This window comes from Hydrogenophilus thiooxidans, assembly GCF_019049855.1.
GTDB classification, from domain to species: domain Bacteria; phylum Pseudomonadota; class Gammaproteobacteria; order Burkholderiales; family Rhodocyclaceae; genus Hydrogenophilus; species Hydrogenophilus thiooxidans.
Window position 1 is genome coordinate 19321 of record NZ_JAHLSY010000012.1, and the last position, 16341, is coordinate 35661.

Annotated in this window: 16 protein-coding genes; 2 read left to right on the forward strand and 14 right to left on the reverse strand. The window is 62.4% G+C overall.

Features of this window, described 5'->3' with window-relative positions:
* Positions 1–36 precede the first annotated feature (36 nt).
* The 12 genes from KUL93_RS07225 to mltG are packed head-to-tail and all read right to left on the reverse strand — an operon-like array spanning position 37 to position 11596.
* Complete coding sequence (locus KUL93_RS07225; protein ID WP_119335099.1) at positions 37–438, reverse strand: type II toxin-antitoxin system VapC family toxin; 402 nt, start codon at positions 436–438, stop codon at positions 37–39.
* Complete coding sequence (locus KUL93_RS07230) at positions 435–677, reverse strand: FitA-like ribbon-helix-helix domain-containing protein (RefSeq protein ID WP_217126401.1); 243 nt, start codon at positions 675–677, stop codon at positions 435–437. Before KUL93_RS07230 ends, KUL93_RS07225 begins: the two co-directional genes overlap by 4 nt.
* A 56-nt stretch (positions 678–733) precedes the next feature.
* Entirely contained in the window at positions 734–2269 is a 1536-nt protein-coding gene (ubiD, locus tag KUL93_RS07235) for a 4-hydroxy-3-polyprenylbenzoate decarboxylase (RefSeq protein WP_217126402.1), read from the reverse strand.
* Positions 2259–4154 carry an ABC transporter substrate-binding protein gene (locus KUL93_RS07240; RefSeq protein WP_217126403.1) on the reverse strand — a complete coding sequence of 632 codons (1896 nt, stop codon included), beginning with the start codon at positions 4152–4154 and terminating at the stop codon, positions 2259–2261. The genes ubiD and KUL93_RS07240 overlap by 11 nt, the downstream gene beginning before the upstream one ends.
* Positions 4151–5038 carry a TatD family hydrolase gene (locus KUL93_RS07245; RefSeq protein ID WP_217126404.1) on the reverse strand — a complete coding sequence of 296 codons (888 nt, stop codon included), beginning with the start codon at positions 5036–5038 and terminating at the stop codon, positions 4151–4153. Before KUL93_RS07245 ends, KUL93_RS07240 begins: the two co-directional genes overlap by 4 nt.
* 22 nt (positions 5039–5060) lie before the next feature.
* A complete protein-coding gene (locus tag KUL93_RS07250; protein WP_217126405.1) occupies positions 5061–5864 on the reverse strand; it encodes an enoyl-CoA hydratase in 804 nt (267 codons plus the stop codon).
* Between the two features lie 14 nt (positions 5865–5878).
* Entirely contained in the window at positions 5879–7522 is a 1644-nt protein-coding gene (locus KUL93_RS07255) for an acyl-CoA synthetase (RefSeq protein WP_217126406.1), read from the reverse strand.
* Positions 7519–8316, reverse strand: coding sequence for a TatD family hydrolase (locus KUL93_RS07260; RefSeq protein WP_217126407.1), 798 nt, complete (start codon positions 8314–8316; stop codon positions 7519–7521). Before KUL93_RS07260 ends, KUL93_RS07255 begins: the two co-directional genes overlap by 4 nt.
* Before the next feature lie 41 nt (positions 8317–8357).
* Positions 8358–8759, reverse strand: a complete 402-nt coding sequence (locus tag KUL93_RS07265) for a PilZ domain-containing protein (RefSeq protein ID WP_217126408.1) — start codon at positions 8757–8759, stop codon at positions 8358–8360.
* Complete coding sequence (locus KUL93_RS07270; protein ID WP_217126409.1) at positions 8759–9823, reverse strand: DNA polymerase III subunit; 1065 nt, start codon at positions 9821–9823, stop codon at positions 8759–8761. Before KUL93_RS07270 ends, KUL93_RS07265 begins: the two co-directional genes overlap by 1 nt.
* Positions 9816–10499 (reverse strand): dTMP kinase, encoded by a 684-nt coding sequence (gene tmk, locus KUL93_RS07275; protein ID WP_217126410.1) that lies wholly within the window; start codon positions 10497–10499, stop codon positions 9816–9818. Before tmk ends, KUL93_RS07270 begins: the two co-directional genes overlap by 8 nt.
* Positions 10496–11596 (reverse strand): endolytic transglycosylase MltG, encoded by a 1101-nt coding sequence (gene mltG / locus KUL93_RS07280; RefSeq protein WP_217126411.1) that lies wholly within the window; start codon positions 11594–11596, stop codon positions 10496–10498. The genes tmk and mltG overlap by 4 nt, the downstream gene beginning before the upstream one ends.
* Positions 11597–11634: 38 nt before the next feature.
* Between mltG and ygfZ the strand changes: the two genes are divergently transcribed.
* Positions 11635–12366 (forward strand): CAF17-like 4Fe-4S cluster assembly/insertion protein YgfZ, encoded by a 732-nt coding sequence (gene ygfZ, locus KUL93_RS07285; protein ID WP_217126412.1) that lies wholly within the window; start codon positions 11635–11637, stop codon positions 12364–12366.
* Positions 12363–12551, forward strand: coding sequence for a hypothetical protein (locus KUL93_RS07290; protein ID WP_119335111.1), 189 nt, complete (start codon positions 12363–12365; stop codon positions 12549–12551). The genes ygfZ and KUL93_RS07290 overlap by 4 nt, the downstream gene beginning before the upstream one ends.
* Positions 12552–12562: 11 nt before the next feature.
* On the opposite strand, the gene KUL93_RS07295 is transcribed toward KUL93_RS07290, so the two are convergent.
* Both KUL93_RS07295 and KUL93_RS07300 read right to left on the reverse strand, forming a co-directional pair.
* On the reverse strand, positions 12563–15115 hold the full coding sequence (locus KUL93_RS07295; RefSeq protein ID WP_217126413.1) for an ABC transporter permease: 2553 nt from the start codon (positions 15113–15115) through the stop codon (positions 12563–12565).
* Positions 15115–16326 (reverse strand): M20 aminoacylase family protein, encoded by a 1212-nt coding sequence (locus KUL93_RS07300; RefSeq protein ID WP_217126414.1) that lies wholly within the window; start codon positions 16324–16326, stop codon positions 15115–15117. The genes KUL93_RS07295 and KUL93_RS07300 overlap by 1 nt, the downstream gene beginning before the upstream one ends.
* Positions 16327–16341: the final 15 nt, after the last annotated feature.

Here is a 16341-nt window from a genome sequence, read left to right on the forward strand (position 1 = left end):
GGCGGGATTTATTCGTCAAGGCCATGACGGCCAGAGTCACTCGCAGAAGGCGGTCAAAAGCATTGCCGTATCCGGGAAGCAGGTTACCAATTTGCGATCCATGGTCACAAGCTTGATGTCAAGCGCTTTTGCGAGCGCCACAAATTCACAATCATAGGCTGAGCACCCGCTGTGGTGTGTCAGTGAAAGAACGTCCAGCGAGGTTACGTCGTACTCCTTACCCTGAAACAGCGTTTCCATTTCAGCTTGGATTGCCAGCGCCTGGTCGAAACGGATCAACCCTTTGCGCAGGTAGAGCGAAAGCACATTGCGGAATTCGCTGCGCCAGAGAAAAGGAACCACCCAATCCGGGTCTCGAATCAAAAGCCGCTCCGCTGCTTCCGTATAAGGGGACGGCATCACCAGATAGACGATGAGATTGGTATCAGCAACGATCACGGCCGGCCTTCCTCGATCGCCTGTTGGATCTCCTCAGGTGATACGGCAGAATGCGGAATGTCTGGACGAATCTTGCGAAGACGTTCCAACCGTTCCTCGGGTGGTACCTGATGCGGTCTCAGAGCAATCTCAAGACAGTGGATCAACTCGCTGTTGATGGAACGGTGGTTGGCCTTGGCGACGATTTTAAGCCGTTCGTAGAGATCCTCAGGGATATTCTTGAGCGTGATGGTAGCCACAGCAAAAATCTCAACGTCTTATTTGCACAACCATTATGGTTCCACTTCGATGAAAATCAAGTCTCTTCTGTGCGATCCGATCCCTGCTTCAACAACCCCTCCAACCCCGCTTCCGCGGCGGCGACAATCTCCCGTGGCATGGTGATCGGTCTGCCCCATTCGCGTGGGGTTTCGCCAGGCCATTTGTTGGTGGCGTCGATCCCCATCTTGCTGCCCAACCCAGCGACGGGGGAGGCGAAGTCGAGGTAGTCGATTGGGGTGTTTTCGACCACCATCGTGTCGCGCGCCGCGTCGACGCGGGTGGTAAGCGCCCAGATCACCTCCGGCCAAGAGCGGATATCGACGTCGTCATCGACGACGATGATGAATTTGGTGTACATGAATTGGCGCAGGAAACCCCAGACGCCGAACATCACGCGGCGGGCGTGGCCGGGGTAGGCTTTTTTGATCGCAACGAGCGCCAGCCGATACGAACAACCCTCTGGCGGCAGGTAGAAGTCGACGATCTCCGGGTATTGCCGCTGCAAAAGCGGTAGGAAGACTTCGTTCAATGCCATGCCGAGCACCGCCGGTTCGTCCGGTGGCTTTCCGGTATAGGTGGTGTGGTAGATCGCGTCGCGGCGCATCGTGACCCGTGTGACGGTGAGCACCGGGAATTCGGCCCGTTCGTTGTAGTAACCGGTATGGTCGCCGTAGGGGCCTTCCTGCGCGGTGTCGCCGGGGTGGATGAACCCTTCCAGGACGATTTCGGCGCGCGCGGGAACTTCCAGGTCGCCAACGCCCGCGGCGGTGAGTTCGGTCTTTTCGCCGCGCAGTAGGCCTGCGAACTGATATTCGGAGAGGGTGTCAGGAATGGGGGTGACCGCGGCAAGGATCGTTGCCGGGTCGCAACCGAGCACCACTGCAACGGGAAAAGGTTCGCCCGGGTGGACTTTTTGGTGTTCGGCAAAATCGAGCGCACCGCCTCGGTGCGAGAGCCAGCGCATGATCACTCGGTTGCGGTCGATGAGCTGTTGGCGGTAGATACCCAGGTTCTGCCGCTTTTTGTGGGGGCCACGGGTGACGACGAGCCCCCAAGTGATGAGTGGCGCTACGTCCTCTGGCCAGCAGCGCTGGATAGGCAGTTGCGTAAGATCCACCGCGTCGCCTTCCCAGACGACTTCATGCACAGGGGCGCGGCCGACCCGTTTCGGCCCCATGTCGAGCGCGCGGCGCAGAAGCGGCAGTTTTTCCCAGGCGTCGCGCCAACCGCGCGGCGGTTCCGGTTCTTTGAGGTAGGCAAGCAGCCGCCCAAGGTCGCGCAGCGGCTCGCGCCAATCGCCCGATTCGGGGAGCTCTTGCCCCATGCCCCAGACGATTCGTTGGGGCGTGCCAAAGAGGTTGGTCAACGCCGGATAGGGGTACGTCCGCCCGTTCCGTGCAACGGGTTGGGTGAAGAGCAGCGCCGGGCCTTTGCGTTTGAGCGCAGCGTCGCTCCACGCGGTCATTTCCAGATCGGGATTGACCGGTTGCGTGACCCGTAGCAGTGCGCCGCGCGATTCGAGAAAAGTGAGAAACGCGCGTAAGTCGGGAAAACGGAGCTCATTGGCCATAGCGCTGGTTCGCTTTCGGAACGTAGATTTCGATCGGGAGAAAACCGATGTTGAGGCCCAGCCGGGTCTGCTGGAGGTTGGCAAAGCGGCGGTCGACGAACGCCAGAGTCTTACGGCGCACGAGGAACGTATAAGGCTGTTCTTCGACGAGAATCCGTTCGGCTTGCCGCCACAGGTGCATCCGCTTCGTCTCGTCGATTTCGCTGCGCGCCGCTTCGATGAGTCGATCGAATTCGGGGTTTTGGAAGGAGACGAAGTTGTCTCCCCCTGGCCCGGCTTGTGACGAGTGAAAGATTTGATAGAGGTCGACCTCGACGCCAGAGGTCCACCCTAGCGTAATCGCGTCGAACGCCTTCTGGTTGAGGCGTTCGAGCATCACCGACCATTCTGTGGGGTCCGGTTCGAGAAGGATTCCGGCGCGCGCATAGAGATCTTTCAAGAGATGCACCATGCGGCGCGTATCGTCGTTGTCTTGGAAGAACGTGAGCTTGAAGCGAAAGGGTTCGCCAGCGGCGTTCACCAGGACGCCGTCATTGGCGCGGCGATGCCAACCAGCTTCGGCAAGAAGCGCAAGCGCCCGTTCGAGGTTCGGGGGTTCGGGGCGCAACGACGGGTCGTGTTGCGGACTGCGCGGGTTGAAGGGGCTGACTGCCGGTTCGGCGTACCCGAGGAAGATTTCGCGGATGATGCGATCGCGGTCGGTCAAAAGCGTGAGCGCTTGCCGCACCCGTTTGTCGGCGAAAAACGTCGGTTTGCCGTCGCGAAGTGGGTTCCATGCGATGAAGCTGTAGCCGGCGGTTGGGGCGAGGTATTCGAACCGTGTCGCGCGCGCGGACAAACGCGTGTCGGCTTTCAGGCGTTCGTATTCGACTGGGCGCGCGCCGTAGAGATCGATTTCGCCATTGCGAAATGCGGTAAGGCGCGCCGTTTCGTTGGTGATCACTTTCCAGACGAGGCGCTCAAAGGGTGGCGACACCGGTCCCCAATAGCGGGGATTGCGCTCGAGTTCCACGATCCCGAGATCCGGCCGCCACGATTCGGGGTTGCGCAGGCGATAGGGGCCGGTGCCGAAGAGCAGTGCCCGCGAGCGGTTGAAGGTTTCGGGCTCGGAAAGGTAGCGTTCGTAGTAGTGGCGCGCCAGGATCTCCATCCCGCCTGCGAGCGCGAGTGCGTCGTAATAGGGTTCGCGAAAGCGAAAGCGGACCGTTCGGGGGTCGAGCGCTTCCACTGCTTCGATCTTTTGCAGGTAGGCCCGTGCGCGCGGCGCGGCGATCCGTTCGTCCATCACGAAGCGGAATGTGAAGACGACATCGTCCGCGGTAAGTGGGGTGCCGTCCGAAAAGCGTACCCCAGGGCGCAGGCGAAAGGTAAGCGTGGTTCCGCTTTCGTCGAACGACCACGATTCCGCAAGGAGCCCCTGCCAGGCCAAGGTTTCTGGGTCGCGCGTCAGAAGCGATTCCATCACGTAAGACTGGACCTCAGCGGCATAGGCGTCCGACGAAACGAAGGGTGTGAGGGTTGCAATCCCCGTGGGGAGCGCCCGGACGAACCAATCCCCTTCGGCAAAATCGGGACGGGTGCGCACTTTGGCGGCGCGCGCAAAGGCACCAAGCGTTGAGGAAGTTGCCGCGAAATCGTGCGCCGAATCCTGGATAGAATCCCGCGCCGAATCTGGCGCATCTGGCGGCGACCCCGTGGGCGTTGCCCTTGCGCTGGCGGCTAAGTGGGCAAGCTGTTGGTTGGCGTAGCGCAGGTCCTGTTGCAGTTCGCGCAACTGCCCTTCCAGCCGTCCGACCCGTTCCCAGAGGCGGTCGTTTTGCCACATCGCAAGCAAAAGAAGAAATGCAAGCGATGTCCACCCCAAGAGTCGCCCCCAGCCGTTCATTTCGCGCGCTCCAAAGTGCAAGGGAGTGGGTTCGTTGCAAAGAGGCGTTGCAGCTGTGGGATGACCCGCAGCGCGTTTGCCGTGGTCGCCGAGACGATCGCATCAAAGTCCATCCCGCGCTGTTCGGCCAAAAAGGCCGCGTAGCGCACGAGATCGGCCGGTTCGGTACGGCGTGTTGGGCGGCTATTGGCCCATGCGGGCGGGATATCGGGGGCGTCGGTCTCGAGCACGATCCCTTCGAGCGGCAGCGTCTGGGCAAGCTTGTGCAGATGGTTGGCCCGAGGGTGGGTCATCGCGCCGCCAAACCCCAGACAGAACCCGTGGGCGATCAGGTCTTCGGCCTGCGCCCGCGAACCGTTGAAGGCGTGGATGATGCCACCCGGCAGGTTGGCTCTGCGGACGCGGATGCGGACCGCTTCGACAGCGCGGCGCGCATGACAGAGCACGGGAAGGCGCAGCCGTTTGGCAAGCGCCAGTTGCGCTTCGAACCAAACGACCTGCCGCGACCAGGTAGGGGTGGTGACGAAGCGGTCGAGCCCGATCTCGCCGATTGCGACGGCGCCGTGCTCAGTAATCCACGCTTCGAGCGCCGCGCACGCGACCGCGGCGGCCGCCTCATCGTCGAGCGCGCTTCCCGCCTGCTGTTCGGCCCAAGCGTGGGCGTGGTCGACGAAACAGGGGTGGATGCCCCAGGCGTGGGCGAGCGCCGGAAAATGGGCGAGCCGCTTCTGTTGGCTCGGCCATTGGCTTGGCTCGACTGCCGGGATGACCGCGGCACGCACCCCCGCCTGCTGCGCTGCTTCCCAAAGCGCTGCGCGCTCGGTGTCGAACTCGGCGGCGTCGAGGTGCAGATGGGTATCGATGAGGGAAAGCGGCGGTAGCATCCGTTGCGGCAGCCCCTGATGGTCACACGACGTTTTCGGGCGCGGGCGTGTGCTGGTAACGAGGGGCCCGTTTTTCGATGAAGGCGTCGATCCCTTCTTGGGCGTCCGGGTGCATCATGTTGCACGCCATGACTTCGGACGCCAGCTGATACGCCGCGTCGATTCCCATTTCGAGTTGACGATAAAAGAGCGATTTGCCCATCGCGATCGACGCCCGCGGTTTGGCTAGGATCGATTCGGTGAGCTTTTTGATCTCGTCGTCGAGTGCATCGACCGCGACGACGCGGTTCACCAACCCGAGCGTCTGCGCCCGCTCCGCGGAGATAAATTCACCAGTGAGCAACATCTCCATAGCCGCCTTGCGGCCAATGTTGCGGGAAAGCGCCACTGCCGGAGTCGAACAGAAGAGCCCGACCGTGATGCCCGAGACCGCAAAGCGCGCCACGTCTGCGGCAACGGCAAGGTCGCAGGTGGCGACGAGTTGGCAACCGGCTGCGGTGGCAATTCCATGAACCCGCGCAATCACCGGCACCGGTAACGTCATGATCGTGCGCATGACTTTGGTGCAGAGTGCAAAGAGGTCGCGTTGGAATTCCAAGGTGCAGTTCGCGCGCATCTCTTTGAGGTCGTGGCCAGCGCAGAAGGCTTTGCCCGCACCAGCAAGGACCACGGCGCGCACCGCTTCGTCCGTTTTGGCGCGTTCGAGCGCGGCAAGGAGCGCTTCCAGCATCGCACGAGAAAGCGCGTTGAACTGGTTGGGACGGTTGAGGGTGAGCGTCAAAACGCCATCGGCGAGCGATTCCAGTACAAAGGGGGCGTCGTTCATGGGTCTTCTCCTTATCATTCGATCGCTTCTTGCGAACGCGCCTGTTCGCGCAAGATGAATTTCTGAATCTTGCCCGTCGAGGTCTTCGGTAGCGGTCCAAAAGTGAATTTCTTGGGAATTTTGTAGCCGGCGAGGAATTGGCGGCAGTGTTGTTGCAACTCCTCTGGGGTGACGGTAGCCCCTTCACGCAACTCGATGAAGGCGTGCGGCACCTCGCCCCACTTCGGATCGGGTGAGGCGACCACCGCAGCCGCGATCACCGCCGGATGTTTGTAGAGCGCATCTTCGACTTCGATCGAGGAGATGTTTTCCCCGCCGGAGATGATGATGTCTTTGGCGCGGTCTTTGATCTTGACGTAGCCGTCGGGTTCGAGCACGCCCAGGTCACCGGTATGGAACCACCCACCGCGGAACGCCTCTTCCGTTGCGGCCGGGTTCTTGAGGTACCCTTTCATCACCAGGTTGCCGCGGAACATCACCTCACCCATCGTCTGGCCGTCACGCGGCACCGGTTGCATCGTATCGGGGTCGAGCACCGAAATCGCCTCTTGGGCGTGGTACGGCACCCCTTGGCGACCGTTCAAGCGCACCTGCTCGGCAAGGGGAAGTGTTGCCCATTCGTCGTGCTTGGCGCACACCGCGGCAGGTCCGTAGGTTTCAGTAAGGCCATAGACGTGGGTGATTTCGAACCCGATTTCGGCCATCGCTTGGAGGACGGCAGCAGGGGGCGGCGCGGCGGCGATCAGCCCTTTCACGGTTCGCCCCACTTTGCCGCTTTTCCATTCTGGCGGTGCGGCATTGGCGATCATGCTGTGGACGATCGGTGCGCCGCAGTAGTGGGTGACCCCGTGCCTTTCGATCGCCTCCCAGATCCATTTCGGGTCGACGCGCCGCAAGCAAACGTTGACACCGGCGTTCGCGGCGATCGTCCAGGGGAAGCACCAGCCGTTGCAGTGAAACATCGGCAAGGTCCAAAGGTAGACCGAATGGTGCGGCATTCCCCAGGAGACGATATTCGAAAGCGCATTGAGATAAGCACCGCGATGGTGGTAGACCACCCCTTTCGGGTTTCCAGTGGTTCCTGAGGTGTAGTTGAGCGAGATCGCATCCCATTCGTCGTCTGGGTAGCGGAACGCAAAGTGGGGGTCGCCGCCAGCCAAAAGCCCTTCATAATCGAGTGTGCCCAGAAGTTCCCCCGGTCCGGAATATTCGGGGTCGTCGACGTCGATCACCAAAATCTTTCGGTCGATACGCGCAAGCGCCGCTTTGACGGTGGGCGCGTATTCACGGTCGGTGATCAGAACCTTCGCTTCTCCGTGTTCCAGGATGAACGCAACCGTTTCGGGGTCGAGTCGGGTGTTGATGGTATTGAGCACCGCCCCCGCCCCCGGGACGCCAAAATGGCATTCGAGCATTTCGGGGGTGTTGTTGAGCACCACCGCAACCGTGTCGTTCTTCCCAACCCCAAGATGGTGCAGCGCAGAAGCCAATCGTCGCGCCCGCTCGGCAAACTGGGCCCAGGTGTAGCGGCGGCTGCCGTGGATCACCGCCAGCCGATCGGGGTAAACGGCAGCGGTGCGTTGCAAGAAGCTAAGGGGGGTAAGCGGCACGTAGTTGGCTTCACACCGGTCGAGCCCAATTTCATACGCTTTGGTCATACAGAGACCTCCTTTGGGTGGGTAACGGGCAACGAAAAGAGACGGCAGGCATTTTCTGTCGTGCGTTCGGCGAACGTAGCGAAGTCGATCCCGAGCCACTCGGCCAGAAATTCTGCAGTATGGCGCACAAAGGCGGGTTCACACCGTTTGCCGCGGTGCGGCACGGGCGCAAGATACGGGGCGTCGGTCTCGACCAAGATTCGGTCGAGCGGAACGTAACGGGCTACCTCTCGGACCGACGTGGCGTTCTTGAACGTGGCGATTCCCGAAAAAGAGATGAAGAAGCCCAAATCCAACGCGGCTTTCGCCGTTTCGCGGCTCTCGGTGAAGCAGTGCATCACACCGCCCACCGCTTCGGCCCCCTCTTCGCGAAGGATCGCGATCGTGTCTTGCGCGGCGGCGCGGGTGTGGATCACGAGCGGCAAGTTGGCAGTACGCGCTGCCTGGATATGGACGCGAAAGCGGTTGCGCTGCCATTCGGGCGCGTCGCTAAGACGATAATAGTCGAGCCCGGTCTCGCCAATCGCAACCACTTTGGGGTGGTTGGCAAGCGTTACCAGGCGGTCCACGGTCGGCTCCTCAACGCCTTCGTTGTCTGGGTGGACGCCGACGGTGGCCCAGATGTGGGGGTGGGCTTCGGCAATTTCCAGCACTTCGGGGGCTCGTTCCAGCGTTGTGCCGATCGAAACCGCCGCCGTGACGCGGTTTGCGGCCATATTGGCCAGAACTTCGTCGAGTCGCTCTTTGAGTCCGGGGAATTCGAGATGGCAGTGGGTATCGATCAGTTGCATCATGGTCGGTGTCTTGCTTGTGTTGGGGCGATAACCCGTTGGGGTCATAACGTGTGGGTCGTTTTGCCGGAGCCGATGAGTGCGCCCAGTTTTTGTTCGATCAGTGCTTTGACTTTGGGCGTGAGTTCGCTATCGTCGAAATGGACGCCCACGCCCTGGACGCGCCCGCCGGCGACGTTCGGCGGGTTGATCCACGCAACGGTACCCGAAAGGAGAATCGGTTCCGATTCGTCGGGGAGTTGCACGCGAAGGAAAAGGGGATCGCCCAAACCGAACTTCCGGTTCGTTGGGACGAAAAGCCCCCCCCGCTTCAGCCACGGCATATAGGCGGCATAGAGCGCGGAGACCGCTTCGATGTGGAGAGCGAGCACAGTGGCGCGGCTGCTGGGTGCCTTTTCGCCCATTCCGTTGCTGTTTCCTTCGCTTGCCGCGTCTGGGGCAACCATTACGCAACTCCTTCGCAGTAATTCAGCCACAGGGTTTCGCAGAGCGACGCCGTGTTGAGCGGATGATCGACCCACGGCGCAAGCGCCGTGGCAAAGCGGGCGATGCGAAACCATTCGATGGAGGCGCGCCGTCTGGCCACGGCGGCGATCTGCGCTGCAGCATCGGGAAAGTGTAAGCGTTCCGCACGATTCGCGCAAGCGTCTCCCAAGGTGGCGAGGGTAAGGAGATCGAAGAGCCAGTACTGGTACCAGCGAAAGAGTTCGGCAAAACGGAGCCCGTTGGGCTCCCCCTCGTGCGCTTTGAGACGTTGCGCCCATTCGCTGGCCACCGCGACCGGTTGCCGCCAGACGCGGTCAGCCGCGTCGCGGACGAAGACATCACGCAAAGCGTTCTTCCCGGACGACAAGAAGCGCCATGCCGCAAGCGGCGCGCCGCGATGAAGCGCCAACGCCGCCGCAATCGCCTGTTGGGGCTCCGGAAAGTGCTCGGTCTGCGCGCGGGTAGGTTGCCACGCCGCGCGCAACCACGCTTCGGCTTGCGCAAACGGCGGGGGATGGAGGCGCCACTGTTGGGTTCGGCTGAGAATCGTCGGCAGCAGCCGTCCCGGGGCGTCGCTCACCAGTATGAAGAGTACTGCCGCTGGCGGCTCTTCCAGGATTTTGAGTAACGCGTTTGCAGTGTACCGGTTCATCGCTTCGGCGGGTTGGATGACCACCGCGCGGCGAACCCCGTGCGCAGAAAGCGCAAGGTCCGCTTGCAACGCGCGTACAGCGTCGATCGGTATCCCCTGCGTACCCGGTTGCGCGGTCAGCGCGAAACGGTCGGGATGCGCGGCTTCGTCGTCGAGCGTGCAGGAGGGGCACCGACCACACGGCTCAGTACCCGCTTCGGGGGGTGCCGCGCAGGTCCAGCGGCGCGCCAAAAAAGCGGCGAGGTGGCGTTTGCCGATCCCTTCGGGTCCTGCGAGCAATAGCGCTTGCGGCGCCCGCCCCTGACGCCATGCCTGGAAGAAGCGTTGGATCCAGGGCGTCAGCCACGGGTAAGCAAAACCGGTGTCATCCATCGTGCGCCACTCCCTGCGACGGCGGTTGTCGGGTCTTGGGTGCAAACCACCGTTGGGCAACGGTCGCCAGCACGATTTCGGTAAGCCGCTCGGTTGGTAACTGCGCGTCCAAAACACAGTAGCGTTGGGGGTCTTGCGCAGCGCGCACCCGATACGCAGCGCGCACCGCGGCAAAGAATGCTTCCGACTCGCGTTCGAACCGGTCGCACTCGGTGTGACCGTCGGCGGCGTCTCGCTGGGCCCGCCGTTGGGCTGCTGTGGCTACAGGTAGGTCAAACAAGAAGACCAAATCGGGTTGCCGGCCGGCGCGGGTCCATTCGTCGAGTTGCCGAAACCGTTCTGGAGCGACGCCCCGCCCGCCCACCTGGTACGCGAACGAGGCGTCGGCAAAGCGGTCACAGACCACCCATCGTCCAGCGGCCAACGCGGGTTCGATCACCGTGAGCAGGTGTTCGCGCCGCGCGGCACAGATGAGCAGCAATTCGGTCTCCGCGTGCATTTCGTGCGTCAAGACCAACGCGCGGATCGCTTCGCCAACGGGGGTGCCGCCCGGCTCGCGCGTTGTGACGGTGGCCACCCCCTGCGTTTGCAACCATGCGGTAAGCGCCGCAATCTGCGTGCTTTTGCCGGCTCCGTCGATACCTTCGAAAACCAAGAAACGGCCGCGCGTGCTCATTGGGTGGACTCCGCATTACGCATCGCTTGACGATACGCGCGAACCGCGCGGTTGTGTTCGGTCAGGGTGCGGGAAAAGATGCTGGTTGCGTCTGTGCCGCTTGCGACGAAGTAGAGAAAGTCGGTCTTTTCGGGGTGGGCGACCGCCTGAAGCGACGCCAAACCGGGGAGTGCAATCGGTGTGGGCGGCAATCCCTGCCGGGTATAGGTGTTGTGGGCGGTGTCGTGGCGCAGATCCCGCTTAGTGAGCGAACCGTCGTAGCGTTCGCCCAGCCCGTAGATCACCGTTGGATCGGACTGCAACGGCATCCCTTTGCGCAGTCGGTTGATGAAGACAGAGGCGACTTTGCCGCGATCTTCGGGGTGGGCAGTCTCTTTTTCGACGATCGACGCCAAAATCAACAGAGCTTCCGGGGACTCCAGCGGAAGGTCGCGGTCACGCCCTGCCCAAACTTCTGCCAATACGCGCCGCATCTGTTCGTGTGCCTGCCGGTAGATCGTCTGGTCTGGCGTCATGCGGTCGAAGAGGTAGGTATCGGGAAAAAACCACCCTTCGGCATAGGGAACTTGGGCGCCGATCGCGGAGAGAATCGTCTGTTCGTCCGCGCCTTGCAGGGTATGGGTGAGATAAGGATGCGCGTCGATTGCCGCCTGCATCTGGCGAAAGGTCCACCCTTCGACGATGGTGAGGCGGTCGCGGATCACCTCGCCACGAACGACCATCGCGAGCGCCTCTTGCGGCGAGACCGACGGTGGGAATTGGTAATATCCGGCGATTACCCGCTCGGGCCGTTCCCGCCAGACCAGCCAGCGCCACAAAAGCGGTTCGCCGCCGAGCGTTTGCGCCAAGCGCTCCGCGGCGCCGCTCACGCCGGTTCCACGCGGAATCTGCACCGTGACCGTTTCGGTGACCGGAAGTGGCGTTGTGCGCCACCGTTCCAGCAGCGTCCAGACGCCACCCAGCGCAACGAGCACAAGAAGGAGCAGTGCAACACCCAACCGGATGCCACCACGAATCGCAACAGCACCACGCATCGCAACAGGGGTTGGCGCAACGCACGGTTGGTTTTCCAAGTGCGGGCAAAAGCGGGTCGTCATGGGGTCGATTCTAGCGAATTTTGCGATAATACCGTCCCATGGAAAGCGCACACGTTGATTCGACCCAGCCCTTCGCGACGTTGCTGGTCAATGGGCCAGACGCACAACGCTTCTTGCAGAGTTTGACGTGCAATGACGTCACGTCATTGACGACAGATGCGCGGCAGTGGAATGGGCTATGCACCCCAAAAGGGCGGTTGTTGGCCATTTTCTGGTTGGAGCGTGTCGAGGAGACCACTTTTCGGATCCTCATCGATCCCGAAAGTGCGCCGTTTCTCCAAAGCACACTCCTCAAATATCGTTTCCGCAGCAAGGTAACGATCGACCTTGGCGCCGAAACGAGCGGCCTGACGTGGGCAACGTTCGTTGCCGAGGGTTGGCCGTGGATTTTGCCGCCAAACCGGGAGATGTTCTTGCCACAATGGGTGAATCTCGACCTCATCGGTGGCGTCAGTTTCAAAAAGGGGTGTTACCTAGGCCAAGAGATCGTTGCCCGTACCCGCTATCTGGGAGCAGTCAAGCGACGGATGGTCCAGGTGGTTGGCGTTGGAGATCCGCCCGCTGCGGGGGCACCCTGCTTTAGCGCGGCGATGGGCGAACAGGCCGCCGGGCGCGTGGTGCTTTCCGCGCCGCACCCGGAAGGTTATGCGGCACTCGTATCGCTTGCACAATCGGCGATCCAGGAAGGCACCGTGGCGATCGGCGCGCCCGACGGCGCGAAAGCGACCCTCACGCCGCTTCCTTACGCGCTCGACGAGGTCAAAGGATGAACTGGAAGCGCCACGCCAGCCTCATCGGCAACCTGCTCCTTTTTATCGCATTCGTGATGCTCTTTTACTTCGGCGCGCTGTGGGAGCGGTTGGGGGTTGGGGCGTTCCTGCTTTGGATGGCGGTTGCTGCGGCGGGCGTCTTCGCGATCCTCAACGCCGAAACGCCGCACGACCCCAACCTCTGACGCAGTCATGGTCATTGTGGTGACGCTGCGCGCAACACCGTGAGGGGCGGCTGTGCGAGGAGCCCTTTGGCGCGCCACCACCCTAGGATGCCGACCAGCACGGCCACGATCAGCGCAGCAGCCGCAAGCGGCCCCCAGCGTACGGGGAGCAGCAGATCGAAAAGCCGATACGCCAACCACGATCCCAGCAGACTGGCGGCGAGCACCGAAAAGAGCGCGGCAAGCGCGCCAACGGTAGCGGCTTCGCCGAGCAGGAACGGATGAGCAACGCGTTCCTGCAGCCCCAACGCTCTGAGGAGCGCCACTTGCTGCGCGCGCCGCTCGTCTCCAGCAGCCCAACCCAAAAGCAGGACCAGACCGCCTGCTGCCAACGCGAACGCGAAGACGGCTTCGAGTAAGCGGGTGACGTCGTTACTCAACCGTTCGAACTCTGCGCGCAATTGCTCGACGTCGATCACCGTGACGTTCGGAAATTGCGCAACCAGCGTGCGTTCGAATGCTCGCTCATGCGGTGGCAACCGAATCGCAGCCATAAAGATTGCAGGGAAATGTTCCAACGCGGCTGGCGTGGTGATGAAAAAGAAATTGGGGCGCATCGACTCCCACCGCAGCGCACGAATCGAAGTGATCGATACCGTCACCGTTTCGCCTGCGATCCCGAACGTCACCGTATCGCCCACTTTGATGTCGAACAGTTTCGCCAATCCCGCCTCTACCGAGGCTTCGCGCGCCGTGCTGTCACCGTGCCACCGCCCGGCGACGATTCGGTTGTCCTCAGGCAAAGCGGTGGACCAGGTGAGGTTGAACTCCCGATTCGCCAAACGCTCGGCGCGCGGGTTGGCGTCCAAAAGCGCTTGTGGGATCGGTGCGCCGTTGATCGATTGCAATCGACCGCGCACCATCGGCCAAAAGCGCGGCGGGGCGATGCCCGCTTTTTCGAACTGTGCCGTGAGCGGCGCAACCTGATCGGGCATCACGTTGATCACGAAACGGTTCGGCGCATCAGGCGGAGTTTGGTAGCGCCACGCCGCCAGGAGGTCGCTGCGCACGAAGAGCAACAGCCAAATCGCGGTCAATCCCACAGCGAGCGCTGCGACCTGAATCGCCACCGTCAGGGGCTGGCGCACGAGAAAGAGCAAAATGAGGCGAACTGGCGTGGGCGTCCGCTGCGGCAGAAAACGGTAGGCGAAGCGAAGGAGGACAATCGCCAACACACCGAAGCCGCACGTGATCGCAGCAATCACCGCAAGCGCGGTCACCGCGAGCTGCCATTCGCCCGCCAATGCTACCGTGACGCCGGCAAGAGCCCCACTGGTGACAAGCACCCATCCGAGCCACCCCAAGGGATGGCTGGGCGGTGCGACGTGGCGCAACACGGCGATCGGCGGCAGGCGAACCAACCAGACGAGCCATGGGGTGACGAAGGCGGCAACCAATACGAACCCCAGGAGCGCGGCTGGCCATCCGGCAACGAACGCAGCGGGCGCAAGTCCCGTGTGCGCGACGAGCGCTTGCAGCAATTCGGCAAAGAGCGATTGTGCGCCCCACCCGATCACCAACCCGGCTCCGACTCCCAGTGCCGCCAGAACCAAAAAGCGCAACCCCAAGAGCATGAGGAGGCGCAAGCGGCTGATCCCCAGAGCGCGAACCACCGCAACGCGACGGGTCAATTGCAGTGCGACGCGCCGCGCTGCCAGCGCCGCCGCGACTGCGGCAAGTACCACAGCAGCGATGGTGCCCAAGCGCAGGAACCGCTGCACCTGCTCGAGGAGCGTCTTGACCGACGGTTGGGCTTCGTCGACTGCGACAAGCCGTTCCCCCGGTTGCAGCAAGGCTTCGATCTCCGCTTTGATCTGGGGTAGCGCTGCTTGCGGCGCGACGATGTGCCAGCGCCAAGTGGCCCGGCTCCCCGGGGCGATCAGCCCCGAAGCGTCGAGCGTTTCGGTCGAAACGATGACTTCGGGCAGAAAACTCAAAAAATCGGCCCCTTGTTCGGGAGTCGATTCGAGGATCCCAGCCACCACCACCTCACTGCGCCCCAGGGCGAACGTCATCCCCTCGCGCAATCCCAAGAGCGCTGACAGACGGGCGTCGATCCACGCTTGGTTGCTTGTCAGATTGGCTGCATCGACGATCACGAGTCGAGGATTCTCTTCGGTTGCCGCTTCATCGGTAGATCCCGCTGCACGGAGTCGGATGGTGCCGCGCAGCGGGTACCCTGGTCCAATCGCACGCAGCGCGACGAGTTGTCGATCACCTTGCGGCGTTCGTACCATCGACGTCGTGGTGACCGATTCGGCTACCCGAATTTCCGGATGCTGCGCGCGCCACGCGTGCCAGCGCGCAGCAAAGGGGCGTGACGATGCGATTTGCAAGTCTCCAGCAAGCCACGCTCCGGCCTCGATCACCAGTGTCGACGTCAAGCGGTCGTTTAGCCACGCAACGGATGCAACGCAGGAGACTGCAACGGCGAGCGCTGCAACGAGCGCCCAGAGTCCACCCGCGCCATCAAGGAGCGCGCGCGACAGCCGCCAATGGTTCCAACCCCGTTGCCACGAACGCATCACCCCTCCGAAGCCAAGCGATCGCGCACCAACCGCCACCAGAACGCTGCGCCCAGGGGCAGGATCGCATCGTTGAAATCGTACCGGCTATTGTGAAGCACGCACCCGCCCTCCCCTGGCCCGTTTCCGATCCAGAGATACGCGCCGGGGCGTTTTTGCAGGAAATAGGCGAAATCTTCCGCCCCCATCGATGGGGGTTGGTCGCGCAGCACACGTTCGGCACCGACGACGGTCACGGCGGTACGTGCCGCGTTTTCGGCAGCGGTTGCGTCGTTCACGGTCGGCGGATAACCGTCGTGCCAGCGCCATTCGGTTTCGGCGCCGACGCTCGCTGCGATCGCAGTGGCCAAGTGCGTTGCGGTTTCGATGATATGGAGCATCGTCGCGTCGGAAAAGGCACGGACCGTTCCGGCAAGCGTGATGCGGTCGGGCAAGACGTTGTACGCGGTTCCCCCGTGGAATTGCGTCACGGAGAAGACCGCGGCTTCTGTTGGCGGGATCCTACGGCTGATCGCACTTTGTACGTACGTGACGAACTGACTGGCGGCAACAATGAGATCGGCACCCAAATGGGGCATCGCTGCGTGGGTGCCCGATGCCCGAAAAGTTAGATCGAAACTCTTGGTGCCCGCCATCACCGAACCGGTATGAACCGCAAAGGTACCAACCGGCAAGCCAGGCCAGTTGTGCAGCGCATAGATCTCGTCGATCGCAAAGGCATCGAGCACCCCTTCTTCGACCATGACGCGCGCCCCCCCGCCCCCCTCTTCCGCGGGTTGGAAGAGGAAAACGACCGTCCCCGCGAAATCGGGTTCGGCGGCGATCGTTTCCGCTGCAGCCAGCAGCATCGCGGTATGACCGTCATGGCCGCAGGCGTGCATCCGACCAGGATGGCACGAACGGTGGGCGAAGGTATTGGCCTCCTCGATCGGCAGTGCGTCCATGTCGGCACGAAGCGCGATCGTAGGCCCGGCCCCCAGGGTGCCGGTGATCGATGCGACCACGCCCGTTTTCGCCCACCCCGTCTGCGGGGTGAGTCCCAGCGCGCGGAGTCGTTCCGCGACGAAAGTCGCGGTTGCCTCCTCTTGGAACGCCAATTCGGGGTGGCGGTGGAGATGCCGCCGCCACGTTTGCCATTCGGTAAAGCGGTGGCGCCAGCGGTCATGCCACCGCTGCCATACCGGGCTCTGCAACGTCAAGGGTTCCATCATCTGCTAGGACTCCGT